Origin of the sequence: Kribbella sp. NPDC003557 (assembly GCF_040610805.1) — a bacterium.
GTDB lineage: Bacteria > Actinomycetota > Actinomycetes > Propionibacteriales > Kribbellaceae > Kribbella.
Genome location: NZ_JBEXMY010000006.1, coordinates 38759 through 52936, shown reverse-complemented (window position 1 = coordinate 52936; position 14178 = coordinate 38759). Strand labels below are relative to the sequence as shown.

The following is a 14178-nucleotide window of genomic DNA, read 5'->3' as shown; positions in this document are numbered from 1 at the left end:
GTGAGCTCGCTACGGACCGAGAGGGAGCGCGACCTCGATAGTCGTGCCCTGGCCGGTAGCGCTGGTGATGACGATCGTGCCCGCCAGGGCCTCGACGCGGTCGTGGAGTCCGATCAGCCCCGAGCCTCGCCGCAGGTCCGCGCCACCGGCGCCGTCGTCGCGCACGCGCAGGTGAAGAGCGCCGTCACGTTCCTCGACGGTGACCTCGACGTACGACGCCTCGGCGTGCTTGGTGGTGTTGGTGATCGCCTCGGAGATCACGTAGTACGCCGCCACCTCGACCGCCTGCGGATACCGGGTGGTGCCTTCGACGCGTAGCTCGACCGGGATGGCCGAGCGCCGGGCGAGCGCGCGCAACGCCAGCCCCAGACCACCCTCGGACAGGATCGCCGGGTGGATACCGCGCGAGATCTCCCGCAGTTCGTCGAGCACCTCCTGCAGGTCCACGACCGCCTGGCCGAGGCTCTCGCGCACGTCCTCGAGTTCCGGGGGCACCGTGGTCTCGGCGCCGCGAAGATTCAGCGCGAGCGACACCAGCCGTTGCTGGGCCCCGTCATGCAGGTCTCGTTCGATCCGGCGGCGGGTCTCGTCGGCAGTGGCGACGATGCGGGCACGGGACCGGGTCAGCTTGGTCCTTGCCTCCGCGTTCGCGATCGCCGTCGCCACCAGGTCGGTGAACTCGGACAGTCGCTGCTCGGTGGCGGGCAGGAACGGGTCGTGCCGCGACGCCACGCTGATGCTGCCCCAGCACCGGCCTTCCACGATGATCGCGGTGGCGACCGCCGATCGGACGCCCAGCAGCCGGACGAGATCCGGGTGCTCCGCGGGAGCCCGGCTGTCGAGCCGGTCCGAGCCGCCGGTGGCGAGCACCGTCGCGATCGGCGACGGCGGTTCGGGCGTCCAGCGCGTGCCCGCGGGCGGCAGCTCGTCCTGACGCGCACTGTGGCTGGCCAGGAGCGTCGCCGTACCGTCGGGTTCGGCCCGCAGGACCGCTGCGGTGTCCGCTCCGACGAGATCGACGACCTCACGCGCGACGGCCGCGAACACCCGCTCCGGTGCGACGCCTTGCGCCACCAGCGTCGCGACCCGGCGCAGCGCCGCCTGCTCGTCGGCGACCCGGCGCAGCTCACTGCGCGCCTCCGCGTTCTCGATGGCGGTGGCCACCAGTTCGGTGAAGTTGGCGATCTGCGACTCGACGTCCTCCGGGTAGGGATCGTCACTCCTGGTCGACGCGGCGATCACGCCCCACAGGCGGCCGGCGACGACGATCGGGCAGCCGACCGACGATCGGATCCCGAGCGCCAGCGCCTCGCTCGCGATCTCACCCTTGGCGCCCTCGAAGCTGTCGAGCCGCACCGGCGCGTTGGCTCGCTGGACCTCGCGAGCGACGCTCAACCCGTCCAGCGCGAAGTGCGTGCCGACGGCGAGCTGGGCGGGGACCCTGCTCCACGCCGCCACACCGGCGACCGTACCGTCCGGCTCGTAGCGCTCCATCCGCGCCAGATCGGCGCCGCACAGGACGCCGACCTCCCGGGTGACTGCCTCGAAGACGGCCGACTGCGGGCTCGACTCCGCGACCAGAGTGGCGACCCGCCGCAACGCGGCCTGCTCCTCGGTCAGCCTGGCCGACTCCAGCGCGGACCGGCGGGACCGCCCCGCGAGGTTGCCCACGACAACCGCGGTCACCAGGAACACCGCCAGCGCCACGGCCTCGCGCGAGTCCTCGACCAGCAGCGAACCATAGGGCGGCACCAGCAGGACGAACACCGAGATACTGACGACCGAGGTGAACGCCGCCAGCCGCGCACCCCAGCGGATCGCGACCGGCAGGACGGCCAGCAGGTACAGCACCAGCAGGTTCAGCACCTCGACGTGCGGCCTGAGCAGCAGCACACCACCGGTGACCACAGCCACCATCGCGAGGCTGGCGAGCGCCCTGGCCGTCCAGCGCACGACCGGAGCATTCGTCGTACCCATGCCTGCCAGTATCATCCCCGCCACCAGGCCCGCGCCGCGCCGAAAGGTACAGCTAGCCACAATGTCCGGCGAGCCCGCCGCTGCGATGGTGGTGCCATGACGTTGCGTTGCCTGCTGATCGACGACAGCCCCCGCTTCCTGGCGGCCGCCCGTGGCCTGCTGGAGCGCGAGGGGCTCGCCGTCGTCGCGACGGCGATGACCGGTGACGACGCCCTGCGGTACGCCGCGGAGCTCGAGCCGGACGTCACGCTCGTCGACATCCACCTCGGCGGGCAGAGCGGCTTCGACGTCGTCCGGCGGCTGACGGGCGAGGCGCGGGTGGCGCCGTCGTCGGTGATCCTGATCTCGACGCACGCCGAGGAGGACTTCGCCGACCTGATCGCGGACAGCCCGGTGGCCGGGTTCCTGCCCAAGACCGGGCTGTCGGCCGACGCGATCCGCGCGGTGCTCGGCCGCACCGCCTGACGGCTCAGCGGGCCTCGAGGAACGTGACCACGGCAAGCACCCGCCGGTGGTCGTTCTCGGTCTCGGGCAGGCTCAGCTTCGCCAGGATGTGCCGGACGTGCTTCTCCACCGTGCCCTCGGTCACCCACAGCGCCTTGGCGATGCCGGCGTTCGACCGGCCCTCGGCCATCAGCGCCAGGACCTCGCGCTCGCGCGGACTCAGCTCGGCGAGCGGGTCGTTGCGGCGGCGGGCGGTGACCAGCTCCTGGACCAGGGCGGGGTCCATCACCGAGCCGCCCCTGACGATCCGGTGCAACGTGTCGACGAACTCCTCGACGTCGGTCACCCGGCTCTTCAGCAGGTAGCCGATGCTCTCGCCGGTGGCCAGTAGCTCCATCGCGTGCTCGACCTCGGCGTGCGCCGACAGCACCAGGATGCCGGTCGCCGGGAACTCCTTGCGGATCTCGCGGGCCGCGTCCAGTCCTTCGGTGGTGTTGGTCGGCGGCATCCGGATGTCCATCACGACCAGATCCGGCCGCAGGTCGCGAACCAGCGGCAGGATCCAGGCGCTGTCACCGGTCTGCCCGGCGATCTCGAATCCCGACCGGCCGAGCAGGCTGGCCAGCCCTTCGCGGAGCAGCACATCGTCCTCGACGAGCAGGACCCGCGCCGCCGCGGCGCCCTCGCTGTCCGGATCGGTGGCGGGCGGATCGGTCGTCATGGCATCGAGTATGCCTGCTCCCGAAGCACCGGGGTTTCCCGCCAGCAGGAATCCGGGATGGCCACTGTCCACGGCGACAACGCGACGTCCGCGAGGCAGCTTTGAGCCGGACAGTTCATCTCACGACGAGGACCCGATGATGACGATGCCGACTCGCCGCACGATCGGCCGGCCACCCGTTCCGGCGGACTTCTCCGGACGCTGGCGGGCACTGACCGTCAGCCAGCTCGCCGCCTTCATGGCGCTGCTCGACGTCAGCATCGTCAACGTGGCCCTGCCGTCGATCGAGCGCGGTCTCGACGTCGGCGCCGGGAGCGCGCAATGGGTCGTCTCGGGCTATGCGCTGGCCTTCGGGCTGGCGCTGGTTCCGGCCGGACGGCTCGGCGACGCGTTCGGCCGGCGGCGGATGTTCATGGTCGCCCTCGCGGCGTTCGTGGTCACCAGTGCGATGACGGGCGCAGCACCGACGATCGAGCTGCTGATCGCCGCCCGGATCCTTCAGGGCGTCGCCGGCGGGCTGCTCATCCCACAGAACACCGGACTCATCCAGGAGCTCTTCGACGGCAGCGAACGAGGCCGGGCGTTCGGCGTTCTCGGTACGACCGTCGGGCTCGCCACCGCCACCGGTCCGGTGGTCGGCGGGCTGATCATCACAGTGGTGTCCGCGCCGGAGGCGTGGCGGTGGGTCTTCTACGTCAACGTTCCGATCGGACTGCTGGCGCTCGCACTCGCCGTCAGACTGTTGCCGGCCGGCCCGGGCGGCCACGGCCGGGTCGAGCTGGATCTCGTCGGAAGTGCTCTGCTCGGCGCCGGGGTGCTGAGCCTGCTGCTGCCGCTGGTCGATGCCGAGAGCAAAGGCTTCACCCATGACTGGGGGCTCTTCGTCGTCGCGGTGTTCCTGCTCGCCTCGTTCGCCTGGTGGGAAGGCCGCACCGTACGTCGTGAGAAGGTGCCTGTCCTCGACCCGAGACTCGCGCACACGCCCGGGTACGTCACAGGGTCGCTCATCGGCATGGTCTACTTCATCGGCTTCACCGGGATCTGGCTCGTACTGGCCCTCTTCTTCCAGGACGGGCTCGGGTACTCGCCGCTTCGCTCCGGTCTGGCAGTGACTCCTTTCGCCCTCGGCGTCGCCACGTCGGCGGCTGTCGCCGGACGATTCGTGAACCGCCTCGGCCGCGTACTGACGGTCACAGGCCTCGTCGCGACGACGGTCGGGCTGGCCGGCACTGCGCTGCTGCTACGTCATCACGGCGGCGACGGGGCCGCGTGGGTGGTTGCCGCGCCACTCCTGGTAGCTGGGGTCGGCGGCGGGCTCGTCACCTCGCCGAACCTCACGCTCAGCCTGGAGAACGTTCCCGTACGCATGGCAGGAGCGGCCGGCGGAGCGCTCCAGACCGCGCAGCGCGTCGGCGGCGCCATCGGCACCGCGGTGCTGGCGACCACGTTCTACCGGATCCTCACCAACTCGCGCCATGACTACGCGATCACGGTGTCGGACACGATTCTGTTCGCCGCCACCCTGATGCTCGCAGCCCTCGCCATCGCCACCGCGGACCTGCTGCACGCCCACTACTCGAAGGCGTGACGACCACCCCGTTCACGGAGGAGGTCAGGCCGCTGCCGCGGGCCGGAGCTGTTCGCGGAGGGCCTTGTGGCCGCGGTGAAGGCGGGACATGACCGTTCCCAGGGGGATGTCGACGATGCCCGCGATCTCGCGGTAGCTGAAACCGTCGACGTCATGGAGCAGGACGACGCGGCGGTACCGTTCGGGCAGGGACCACAGGGCGTCCTGCAGGCGCTCGTCCAGGAGGGCGTCGATCACGACAGCCTCCGCGGACAGCTCGACCTGCGCGTGGGCGATCCTCGAGTCCGGCGTCGGGTCCTCGGGGACCACGATCGGGCCGCGCCGGCGCTGCCGGTAGCCGTTGATGAAGGCGTTGCGCAGAATCCGGTGCAGCCAGGCGTTCAGGTTCGAACCGGCTTCGAACCGGCCGAACCCCCGGTAGGCGCGCAGATACATCTCCTGCAGCAGGTCCTCGGCGTCGGTGGGGTTCCCGGCCAGCCGCAGCGCGGCGAAGTACAACCGGGGGCGCAGCGGCAGGACCTCGGCTTCGAAGCGGTGCCTCAGCTCTTCGGCGCGGTGCGGGGTACGGTGCGGGATCTCCATACCAGCAAGAATCGGCCGGATCACCGGCCGCGGCGTCGCCGTGAGCACCCAACCCCGGAACCGGCTGCCGGGAAACCCGGCATACCTGCTGGCAGGAACATCCGTGCAGACGACGAACCGGGCCGGACCCTGAGGTCCGGCCCGGTCGGGGACAGCGCGACTACCCTGCGCGTCCGCGGCGTACGACCGCGTCGAAACCGGCGGCGAGCAGCAGGACGGCGCCGGTGACGACCCACTCGTACCCTGCGGAGTTCGCTCCCTGGATGAGGTCGCTCATGCCGTTGGTGATGACGGCGACGACCAGGCCGCCGAGGACGGCGTCGATCACGCGGCCGTGCCCGCCGAACAGCGACGTACCGCCGATGACCGCGGCGCCGACCGCCAGCAGCAGCGTGTTCCCGGCGCCGGCGTTGGACTGGACGGACTGCAGCAGCGACGCCGCGACCACGCCGGAGACGGCCGCCATACCGGAGCAGATCGCGAAGGCCGAGATCCGGATCCGGGACACGACGACGCCGGCGCGCCGCGCGGCTTCCTCGTTGCCGCCGACCGCGAACAGGTGCCGTCCGTACCTGGTCCTGGTCAGCACGAAGTGCCACGCGACGTACAGCAGTACCAGCAGTACGACGACCCACGGCATGCCCTGCGCCTTGTTCGCGAAGAACGCGTTCGTCGACAGGTTCCGGTTGACCCCCATCTCGTAGGTGAACAATGCGCCGAGCGCGGCCACCACGACGACCTTGGCGGCGATGACCGCCAGCGGCGGATGGCTGAGCCCGTCGCGACGGCGACCGAGGACGTCGTTCACCTTGATCCCGGCGTACCCCGCCACGAACACCGCGAGCAAGGTCCATCCGAGCCACAACGGAACGAAGCTGTTCTCGAGTTCGATCAGCGGCGAACCGTCGGGAAGGTTCACCGATCCCTGGCCACCGACCAGGATCAGGGTGATCCCCTGGAAGGCCAGGAACGTCGCGAGCGTGATGACGAACGACGGGATGCCGACCCGCGCACGCAACCAGCCCATGCCCAGCCCGATCCCGACACCGGCGACCAGTCCGATCAGGAGCGCCGGCCACCAGCTCACGCCGTGCCGCAGGATCAGTACCGCGAGGATCGCCGAGCACAGCCCGCCCGTCGTACCGGCGGACAGGTCGATCTCGCCGAGCAGCAGGACGAAGATCAGGCCCATCGCCATCACGATGATCGGCGCGGCCTGGATCACCAGCGCCTCGAGGTTGTACGCGCTCAGGAAGCCCTGGTGCACGATTGCGAAGACGCCGGTGATCACGATCAGACCGGCGAGGGCGGGGAGCGAGCCGAGCTCGCCGCCGCGCACCCGGGCCAGGTACTGCCGGGCGTAGGCGATCAGGGACGACGGCTCGCCGCGTTCCGGTTGGTACTGCTCGGTGACATCGCCGGTCCGGACGCTCATACGGCCGCTCCGGACGCCTGCTCCGACAGGCCGAGATCGCCCGTACGGCCGGTGGTGATCAGCTCGACCACCTGGGTCTGGGTGACGTCGCGCCGTCTCACCTGGGCCGCCATCCGCCCGAGGAACAGGACGCCGATCGAGTCGGCGACCTTCATCACGTCGTTCATGTTGTGCGACACCAGGATCACCGCGACGCCCTGGTCGGCCAGCCGGCGGACCAGATCGAGTACCTGCGCGGTCTGCGCCACACCGAGCGCCGCGGTCGGCTCGTCCAGGACGACGACCTTGGACTGCCACAGGACGGACTTGGCGATCGCGACGGTCTGCCGTTGGCCACCGGACAGGCTCGACACCCGCTGACGGACCGAGTGCACCGTCCGGACGGACAACGAAGCCAGCGTCTGTCGCGCCAGCTTCTCCATCCCGTTCTCGTCCAGGGTCCGCAGCCGGGAGACTCGCTCCCGGCCGAGGAACATGTTCTGGACGATGTCCAGGTTGTCGCACAGCGCGAGGTCCTGGTGCACGATCTCGATGCCGAGCCGCGCGGCCTCCCGCGGATCGTCGACGGTCCGCGGCGTACCGTCGACGAGCAGCCGGCCGGCGTCGATGCGATGGATACCGCCGATGCACTTGACCAGCGTCGACTTGCCGGCGCCGTTGTCCCCGACCAGTGCGGTCACCTCGCCCGCGGCGGCGGTGAAGTCCACCGCCGTCAGAACGTGCACCGGCCCGAACGACTTGTCGACGCCACGCAACTCCAGCGTGGGATGAAGGGTCATAGCTGCCACCTGTTCTGTTGAACGCGGGGCCGGCCGTCCGGCCGGCCCCGCAGACTGGTGTGGATCACGGCACCTTGATGCCGTTGGCCGCGCACAACTTCGCGAGCGCGGGGGTGGGGCACACGGCCGCGGCGGTCACGTAGCCGTCGTCCACGGGCCGGGCGACGTTCGCCTTCGTGATGACCGTCGGGTCGGCGAGGTACGCCGGGACCTCCCGGCCGGTGGCCGGGTCCTTGACCGTCGTCGGCGCGGCCGGCTTCTGGCCCGCCAGGATCTTCGCGGCCAGGTCGACCGCCACGACCGCCTCACCGGCGACCGGCTTGTACACCGTGAAGCACTGGGTTCCGGCCATCACGTTGTCGAGGCCGCCGGCGGTGGCGTCCTGTCCGGAGACAGCGACCTTGCCCGCCAGCCCCTGCGCCTTCAGCACGTTGATCACCGACTGCGCCATGGTGTCGTTGGCAACCATCACGGCGTTCAGGCCGGGGTGCTGACCGAGCATCGTCGTGAACACGGTCTGCGCGGTGGCGGCGTCCCAGTTGCCGCTCTGGTCCGCGAGCTTGGTCCAACCGGGTTGCTTGGACAGCACCGAGTTGTACCCCTGCGCGAACTGCGTCGCGTTGTTGTCGGTGGCGGCGCCGTCGATCTCGACGTACCCGACGGTGCTCTTGCCCTTGACCTGCGGGCAGGCGGCCAGCGCCTTGCCCTGGTCCTCGCCGACCTTCACGTTGTCGTACGAGACGTAGTACGACGCGGAGCCGCCGGTGGTCAGCCGGTCGTAGTCGATCGTCACCACGTTGTGCTGCTGCGCCAGCGCCTCGATCGCCTTGCCGGATCCGGGGTCGAGGTTCACGACCATCAGGACGCCGACACCGGCGTTGATCAAGGCCTGGGCCTGCGACTGCTGCGTGGTCGCGCTGCCGTTCGCGTTGTCGATGTAGCAGGTGAGCTTGTGATCGGCGCACTGCTGCCGCAGCTCGGTCGGGTCTGCCGAGACCCAGCGCGGCGACGACGCGGTGTCGGGCAACAGGATGCCGACCTTGGTGTTGGCCTGCGCCGTACTGCCCGAGGAGTTGCTGTCGTTGCTCCCGCAGGCGGTCAGGCCGGCCAGCAGGAGACCGGTGAGCCCGGTCGTCGCCAGTACGGTTCGGAATGTCGTTCGCATCGGTGCGTCCTTCCTAAGCCTTGGTCCAGCTCAGGATCCGCGCCCGGGGGCCGGCAGGGCGTCGCCGCGAGCGCCCATCTTGGCTTCCCGCTGGTGGGAACGACGGCTGCCCGGCATCTGCAACGACGCGGCCCGTACCCGCCGACGGGTACGGGCCGCGGACGTGCCGGCCTCAAACGATCTGGGCCGTGGGCAACGATCAGTGGTACGGGCGGCCGAGCAGGCCGACGATCGCCGCGGCGGACAGGTCGGCCTTGGCCACGAAGCCGGCGGCGGGACTGGCGGCGATCAGGTCGCGGTAGTCCTGCTCGGCGTGGGTCGAGATGAGGACGACCGGCGGGCCGGCGGACCGCACTCCCCCGCAGAGCCGGGCGGCCAGCTCGAAGCCGCTCTCGCCGCCGAGGTCGATGTCCATCAGGACGACATCGGGCCGCAGCTCCGCCGCGAGGCGCATCGCCTCGGCACCGCTGCGCGCCGTCGCCAGGACGTCGAGCCCCTGCCCTTGCAACAAGCGAGCTGCCGCTGCCAGGAATCCGGCGTTGTCGTCCACGATCAGGCAGCTCACCATCCCCCAACCCTCACACCGCGAGGACGCGCGGAGCATTCCTGCTAGCGGGAGTTCTGGCAACCGCTGGTGTCAGCCAACTGACAGCGAGTGCCCCGCCCGGATCGCCGGCGCGAGGGTCAGGCGCCGGCGCCGCCGTCGACGGGGACGATGGCTCCGGTGACCATGGAGGCGCGGTCGCTGAGGAGCCAGGCCGCCACCTCGGCGACCTCGCGCGGGGTGGCCATCCGGCCGAGCGGGATGGCGGCGGTGATCCGGTCGATGGTCCCGGGCGTCGCCGCCTCCCACGCGTCCATCATCTCCGTGCTGGTGCCGCCGGGCGTGATGCCGTTCACCCGGATCCCGCGCGGTGCCCAGGTGACGGCCGCGGATTCGGTGATGCTGTTCAGCGCACGCTTCATCGCGCCGTACGCCGGGAGCATCGGGTTGGCCCGCCTGCTCCCGATACTCGAGGTGTTCACGATCGCGCCGCCGGAACGCATCAACGCGGCCTCGGCGGTCATCGCGATCCAGTGCGCGTGGAAGTTGACCACGAACTGCTCCTCGACGACCTCGTCCTCGAGCGTGTCCAGCGCGCCGGGACGGCGCTGCCCGGCCGCGCCGTTGTTGAACGCACCGTCGAGCCGGCCGTGCAACCGCGCGACCCGATCGACCGCGGCGCGGATACTCGACCGGTCGGCGAGATCCAGCGGCGTGGCGTCCGCAACGCCACCTTCGGCGCGGATCGCGCTGACGATCCGGTCGAGGGCGCCGGTACTGCGGGCGCCGAGGACGACCGCGGCGCCCTCAGCGGCGAACAGATGCGCTGCTGCCTCGCCGATGCCGCGACTCGCGCCGGTGATGAAGACGACCTTGCCGGCGAGCAGGCCTGCCGGAGCCTGACCGGGAGTTGGAACAGTGTCGGTGGTTGTTGTCATGACTCCACTGTCCGGCGGGCGCCGGACGCCAGACAGGCACAGCTGGTACCAGGATCCGCCGGCCCACGACCTGCACACTGGATGCATGGACAAGCAGGAGCTCGGCGCGTTCCTCCGCACCCGCCGCGAGCGGCTGCGGCCCGAGGACCTCGGCCTGCCGTCAGGCCCACGCCGCCGGACCCCAGGCCTTCGCCGCGAGGAGGTCGCGGTGCTCGCTCACATCTCCACGGAGTACTACGTCCGCCTCGAGCAGGGACGCGCGCCGAGGCCCTCCGGGGAGGTTCTCGCCGGGATCGCCGGCGCCCTGCGGCTCACCGACGTCGAGTCCGACCACCTCCACGCTCTCGCAGGTACGGCGCCGAGTCGCACCGGACTGCATCGACGCGACGTCCGCCCCAGCATCCTCGCCCTGCTGGAACGCCTGCCGCAGACGGCCGCGTTCGTGACATCCGCTGCCTTCGAGGTGCTCGCCTGGAACGAGCTGGCGGCCGCGCTCATGGAGGACTTCTCGGTTCTCGGTCCCCTGGAGCGCAATCTCGCGCGGCGCGCGTTCCTCGGCTCGCGGAAGGTGGACGGCAGCTTGTACGGGGTCTCCGACGCCGCCGAGTTCCGGCACCACGTCGTGATGGAGCTTCGAACGACTCTGACCCGCTATCCCACCGACCCCGGCATCACCGGCCTGGTCGACGACCTGTACGACGGCAGTCCCGAGTTCGCCCGGCTGTGGGACCGGCACGACGTACAGGCCGCGCCGATGCTCACGAAGACCTTCCGGCACCCGGCCGTCGGGGAGATCACCGTCGACTGCGACTCGCTCGCTCTCACCGACCGCGACCAGCACCTCGTGCTCTACAGCGCGCCGGCAGGCTCCCGCGACGCCGAGGCGCTCGCCCTCCTGAACGTCATCGGAGTCGAGGGCGTCAGCGCCCGACCGGGGGGTTAGGCCTCATCCAGGAAGCGGTCGAGGACCCGCGACCCGAACTCCAGCGCCGACGTCGGCACCCGCTCGTCGATGCCGTGGAACATGCCCATGAAGTCCAGGTCCGGCGGCAGCTGCAGCGGCACGAACCCGAAGCAGCGCACGCCGAGCCGGCTCCACGACTTGGCGTCCGTACCACCCGACATCAGCAGCGGCGCGAACCGGCTCTGCGGGTCCTCGGCCCGGACGCACGCCTTCATCGCCTCGACCAGACCGCCGCTGAACTCGGTCTCCAGCGCGATGTCGGTGACGACGGTCTCGCGCTGCACCTTGTCGCCGAGCAGCTCGTCGATGGTGGCGTAGAACTCGTCCTCGTACCCGGGCAGGAACCGCCCGTCGATGTGCGCCTCGGCGTCGCCCGGGATCACGTTCACCTTGTAGCCGGCGTTCAGCATCGTCGGGTTCGCGGTGTTGCGGATGGTGGCGCCGAACATCCGGCTGAAGCTGCCCAGCTTCGCCAGCGTCGAGGTCATGTCGTCCGGGTCGAGCTCGACCCCGAGCACCTCCTCGAGCGCCTTCAGGAACTCGCGGACCGTCGGCGTCACGCGCAGCGGCCACTCGTGCGAGCCGATCCGGGTGACCGCCTCGACCAGGTTGGTGACCGCGTTGTCGGTGTTCACCATCGACCCGTGCCCCGCCGTACCGCGGGCCTTGAGCCGCATCCAGTTCATACCCTTCTCGGCGGTCTCGATCAGGTACAGCCGCAGGTCGTCCTTGATCGTGACCGAGAACCCGCCGACCTCGCCGATGCCCTCGGTGCAGTCGGCGATCGTGTCCGGGTGGTTGTTGATCAGCCACTGGGCGCCGTACACCCCGCCGGCCTCCTCGTCGGCTGTGAACACGAGCCGGACCGGCCGCCGCGGCTTCACGCCGGCCCGCTGCCGGGCGCGCACGACGGACAGCACCATCGCGTCGAAGTCCTTCATGTCGACCGCGCCGCGGCCCCACACGCACCCGTCGAAGATCTCCCCGGCGAACGGGTCGACCTTCCAGTCCTTCGGGTCCGCCGGCACGACGTCGAGGTGCCCGTGGACGAGCAGCGGGTCCGCACTCTGGTCCGCACCGTCCCAATGGGCGACCAGCGTCGCGCGGCCCGGCTCCGACTCGTAGATCGTCGACTCGATCCCGACCTCGTCCAGCTTCGCCGCGACGTACTCCGCGGCCACGCGCTCGCCGTTGCTCTTGCCGTTGCCGTAGTTCGTGGTGTCGATCCGGATCAGTTCGCTGCAGAGCTCCACCACCTCGGCGTCGGCGGCGTACGACGTACGGTCACTGGAGGTCGTCATGGGGCCCATCCTCCCCCACCCGTGGTTCGAGAGCCGAGTCAGGTCAGCGTGATCGTGTCGCCGGTGATCGCGATCTGTTTCGGCGGCAGCGGGCGCGGCGCCGGCCCGGCGACGACGGCGCCGGTCGCTACGGCGTACTTGCTGCCGTGGCAGTCGCAGTTGATCGTGCCGCCCGAGACGGTCGCGACGGGGCAGCTCTGGTGGGTGCAGATCGAGCTGAACGCCTTGAACGTGCCCTTGACCGGCTGCGTCACCACGACCTGGTTCGGCGCGAAGATCTTGCCACCGCCGACCGGGATGTCGGCGATCTTGCCGAGCACGGTGTTGGCCGGCGCGGGAGCCGGGGTCGAGGTGGGTTCGCCGTACTTCTGGCACCCGGTGAGGCCCGCCAGTCCGGCGGCGGCCCCGGCCAGGATCGTACGGCGGCTTGGTGCGTCCACGACTGCTCCCTTCAGCGGATGATGCCTTCAGCGGATGATGCCGAACGTGGTGAAGAACCACAGCGAGGACGTCAGCCACAGGCCGACGAGTCCGGTGAACACCGCGCCACCGGCGACGGGCAGCAGCCAGCGCGGCGCGTCGGTGCGGGTGAGCGTCAGCATCTTCGCGACGAAGGCGCCGTAGAAGAAGCAGCCGAGCAGCGAGTGGATCAGGACGCGCGGTTCGCCGTACTGGAATCCCAGCGCGTAGAGGCAATGCGCGACCACCGGGAGGGTTACGGCGACCGCGGCGCGGCCGGACCAGCGGTGCAGCGGCGCGAGGCCGGAGCGGCCGCGGTACAGGGCCGCCGCCGACAGGATCTGGACGACGCCGAGCACCGCGGCGAGCGTTGCCAGCCAGGCCTTGACCGACTGGAAGCTCGAGAAGCCGGCGATGTTGATCGCGACACCGGTCGGGTCGTGCAGGCGACCGTAGACGCCCAGCGCGACGGCGGCCGCGGTGCCGGCCGCGAACGGTACGACGACTGTGCTCGCCCTCGGGCTTGCTGTTGTGGTCATGTCAGAACGCTTCGTCGCCGGTGATGGTCTGGGCCGTGACGGCAATGCCGTTCACGGTGGCGGTGCGGTTGTCCGGATCGAGTGGCGGGGCGGGTGCCGGCGTACCGTCGTCGTCGACGCCGACCTGCTGGCCGTCGGGAAGGACGATCCAGCCGATGGTCGAGGTGGAGTTGCGGGCCCGGTACAGCCCGGCCGGCGGACCGGCTGCGGGGATCGTGAATCGTAGTGTGCGGCCGTTCAGGGTGAGCGTCCCCGTCGCGGTGGTCGCGCTGAGGATGGCGGTCAGGTGGTCGCCGGTGCGTGATCGGAGTGCGGCTTGCCCGTTCGCGACTGTTCCGGTCAGCCAGGCTTCCAGGGTGCGGCCGTCGCAGACGTAGCTGACGGCGCGGTTGCCTTTGACGGCCAGCGCTACGGCTTCGCGGGTCGGGGTGCGTCCGGCGTACACGACTGGGCGCGCGGCGGGTGGTTTGGTGGTCGCTGGTGCGCTCGTGGCCGGCGGGGACGTCGGCAGTGCGGTGGCGCTGGTCGGGGGTGCGGTGGTTTCGGTCGCGGCCGGGCTGCTGGTCTGGGTGCCGGTTTGGGTGCCGGTCTGGACGCTGGTCTGGGTGCTCGTCTGGGTGCTGTTCACGACGAGCAGGACGACCAGCCCCGCGACGGTCGCCGCCAGCGTCACCAACGGACTGCGCTGCCCCATTTCACCCCCACCCCGACACGAGGATCCCGCCGCCACGGCAGCCCGGTC

The 14178-nt window shown here is 70.6% G+C and carries 15 protein-coding genes; 3 read left to right on the top strand and 12 right to left on the bottom strand.

The genetic code is table 11. From position 1 onward, the window contains the following. Nucleotides 1-9: 9 nt before the first annotated feature. A complete protein-coding gene (locus ABZW60_RS24925) occupies nucleotides 10-1977 on the bottom strand; it encodes a GAF domain-containing protein (protein WP_355480607.1) in 1968 nt (655 codons plus the stop codon). A 96-nt stretch (nucleotides 1978-2073) separates the two neighbouring features. Between ABZW60_RS24925 and ABZW60_RS24920 the strand changes: the two genes are divergently transcribed. Then, nucleotides 2074-2442: a response regulator transcription factor gene (locus ABZW60_RS24920; RefSeq protein WP_355480605.1), complete on the top strand. Its 369-nt coding sequence runs from the start codon at nucleotides 2074-2076 to the stop codon at nucleotides 2440-2442. Between the two features lie 4 nt (nucleotides 2443-2446). On the opposite strand, the gene ABZW60_RS24915 is transcribed toward ABZW60_RS24920, so the two are convergent. Then, nucleotides 2447-3142 carry a response regulator transcription factor gene (locus ABZW60_RS24915; protein WP_355480604.1) on the bottom strand — a complete coding sequence of 232 codons (696 nt, stop codon included), beginning with the start codon at nucleotides 3140-3142 and terminating at the stop codon, nucleotides 2447-2449. A 139-nt stretch (nucleotides 3143-3281) separates the two neighbouring features. Here ABZW60_RS24915 and ABZW60_RS24910 point away from each other — a divergent pair, with 139 nt between their 5' ends. After that, nucleotides 3282-4730, top strand: a complete 1449-nt coding sequence (locus ABZW60_RS24910) for an MFS transporter (RefSeq protein ID WP_355480602.1) — start codon at nucleotides 3282-3284, stop codon at nucleotides 4728-4730. Between the two features lie 24 nt (nucleotides 4731-4754). On the opposite strand, the gene ABZW60_RS24905 is transcribed toward ABZW60_RS24910, so the two are convergent. From ABZW60_RS24905 to ABZW60_RS24880, 6 genes are all read right to left on the bottom strand, one after another. Then, entirely contained in the window at nucleotides 4755-5312 is a 558-nt protein-coding gene (locus tag ABZW60_RS24905) for a sigma-70 family RNA polymerase sigma factor (protein WP_355480600.1), read from the bottom strand. 160 nt (nucleotides 5313-5472) lie between these two features. Beyond that, nucleotides 5473-6747, bottom strand: coding sequence for an ABC transporter permease (locus ABZW60_RS24900; protein WP_355480598.1), 1275 nt, complete (start codon nucleotides 6745-6747; stop codon nucleotides 5473-5475). Beyond that, nucleotides 6744-7526: an ATP-binding cassette domain-containing protein gene (locus ABZW60_RS24895; protein WP_355480596.1), complete on the bottom strand. Its 783-nt coding sequence runs from the start codon at nucleotides 7524-7526 to the stop codon at nucleotides 6744-6746. Before ABZW60_RS24895 ends, ABZW60_RS24900 begins: the two co-directional genes overlap by 4 nt. A 64-nt stretch (nucleotides 7527-7590) precedes the next feature. Further along, the gene (locus ABZW60_RS24890; RefSeq protein WP_355480594.1) at nucleotides 7591-8691 is read right to left on the bottom strand and encodes a substrate-binding domain-containing protein; all 1101 of its coding nucleotides are present in this window, start codon (nucleotides 8689-8691) and stop codon (nucleotides 7591-7593) included. 199 nt (nucleotides 8692-8890) lie between these two features. Further along, complete coding sequence (locus ABZW60_RS24885; RefSeq protein WP_355480592.1) at nucleotides 8891-9259, bottom strand: response regulator transcription factor; 369 nt, start codon at nucleotides 9257-9259, stop codon at nucleotides 8891-8893. Nucleotides 9260-9375: 116 nt separating this feature from the next. Further along, nucleotides 9376-10173 carry an SDR family oxidoreductase gene (locus ABZW60_RS24880; RefSeq protein WP_355480590.1) on the bottom strand — a complete coding sequence of 266 codons (798 nt, stop codon included), beginning with the start codon at nucleotides 10171-10173 and terminating at the stop codon, nucleotides 9376-9378. Nucleotides 10174-10258: 85 nt separating this feature from the next. On the opposite strand from ABZW60_RS24880, the gene ABZW60_RS24875 reads away from it, so the two are divergent. Next, on the top strand, nucleotides 10259-11116 hold the full coding sequence (locus ABZW60_RS24875; RefSeq protein WP_355480588.1) for a helix-turn-helix transcriptional regulator: 858 nt from the start codon (nucleotides 10259-10261) through the stop codon (nucleotides 11114-11116). On the opposite strand, the gene ABZW60_RS24870 is transcribed toward ABZW60_RS24875, so the two are convergent. The 4 genes from ABZW60_RS24870 to ABZW60_RS24855 are packed head-to-tail and all read right to left on the bottom strand — an operon-like array spanning nucleotide 11113 to nucleotide 14130. After that, nucleotides 11113-12438 carry a M20/M25/M40 family metallo-hydrolase gene (locus tag ABZW60_RS24870; protein WP_355480586.1) on the bottom strand — a complete coding sequence of 442 codons (1326 nt, stop codon included), beginning with the start codon at nucleotides 12436-12438 and terminating at the stop codon, nucleotides 11113-11115. The two genes, ABZW60_RS24875 and ABZW60_RS24870, sit on opposite strands and share 4 nt — an antisense overlap. Before the next feature lie 38 nt (nucleotides 12439-12476). Further along, nucleotides 12477-12878, bottom strand: a complete 402-nt coding sequence (locus ABZW60_RS24865) for a Rieske (2Fe-2S) protein (RefSeq protein ID WP_355480584.1) — start codon at nucleotides 12876-12878, stop codon at nucleotides 12477-12479. Between the two features lie 27 nt (nucleotides 12879-12905). Next, nucleotides 12906-13436, bottom strand: a complete 531-nt coding sequence (locus ABZW60_RS24860; protein ID WP_355480582.1) for a DUF6529 family protein — start codon at nucleotides 13434-13436, stop codon at nucleotides 12906-12908. A gap of 1 nt (nucleotide 13437) precedes the next feature. Further along, nucleotides 13438-14130 (bottom strand): hypothetical protein, encoded by a 693-nt coding sequence (locus ABZW60_RS24855; RefSeq protein ID WP_355480580.1) that lies wholly within the window; start codon nucleotides 14128-14130, stop codon nucleotides 13438-13440. Between the last annotated feature and the right edge of the window lie 48 nt (nucleotides 14131-14178).

Coding starts and splice junctions, on each gene's coding strand:
- ABZW60_RS24925 (WP_355480607.1), bottom strand. CDS start 1,977: ATGGGTACGACGAATGCTCCGGTCGTGCGCTGGACGGCCAGGGCGCTC.
- ABZW60_RS24920 (WP_355480605.1), top strand. CDS start 2,074: ATGACGTTGCGTTGCCTGCTGATCGACGACAGCCCCCGCTTCCTGGCG.
- ABZW60_RS24915 (WP_355480604.1), bottom strand. CDS start 3,142: ATGACGACCGATCCGCCCGCCACCGATCCGGACAGCGAGGGCGCCGCG.
- ABZW60_RS24910 (WP_355480602.1), top strand. CDS start 3,282: ATGACGATGCCGACTCGCCGCACGATCGGCCGGCCACCCGTTCCGGCG.
- ABZW60_RS24905 (WP_355480600.1), bottom strand. CDS start 5,312: ATGGAGATCCCGCACCGTACCCCGCACCGCGCCGAAGAGCTGAGGCAC.
- ABZW60_RS24900 (WP_355480598.1), bottom strand. CDS start 6,747: ATGAGCGTCCGGACCGGCGATGTCACCGAGCAGTACCAACCGGAACGC.
- ABZW60_RS24895 (WP_355480596.1), bottom strand. CDS start 7,526: ATGACCCTTCATCCCACGCTGGAGTTGCGTGGCGTCGACAAGTCGTTC.
- ABZW60_RS24890 (WP_355480594.1), bottom strand. CDS start 8,691: ATGCGAACGACATTCCGAACCGTACTGGCGACGACCGGGCTCACCGGT.
- ABZW60_RS24885 (WP_355480592.1), bottom strand. CDS start 9,259: ATGGTGAGCTGCCTGATCGTGGACGACAACGCCGGATTCCTGGCAGCG.
- ABZW60_RS24880 (WP_355480590.1), bottom strand. CDS start 10,173: ATGACAACAACCACCGACACTGTTCCAACTCCCGGTCAGGCTCCGGCA.
- ABZW60_RS24875 (WP_355480588.1), top strand. CDS start 10,259: ATGGACAAGCAGGAGCTCGGCGCGTTCCTCCGCACCCGCCGCGAGCGG.
- ABZW60_RS24870 (WP_355480586.1), bottom strand. CDS start 12,438: ATGACGACCTCCAGTGACCGTACGTCGTACGCCGCCGACGCCGAGGTG.
- ABZW60_RS24860 (WP_355480582.1), bottom strand. CDS start 13,436: ATGACCACAACAGCAAGCCCGAGGGCGAGCACAGTCGTCGTACCGTTC.
- ABZW60_RS24855 (WP_355480580.1), bottom strand. CDS start 14,130: ATGGGGCAGCGCAGTCCGTTGGTGACGCTGGCGGCGACCGTCGCGGGG.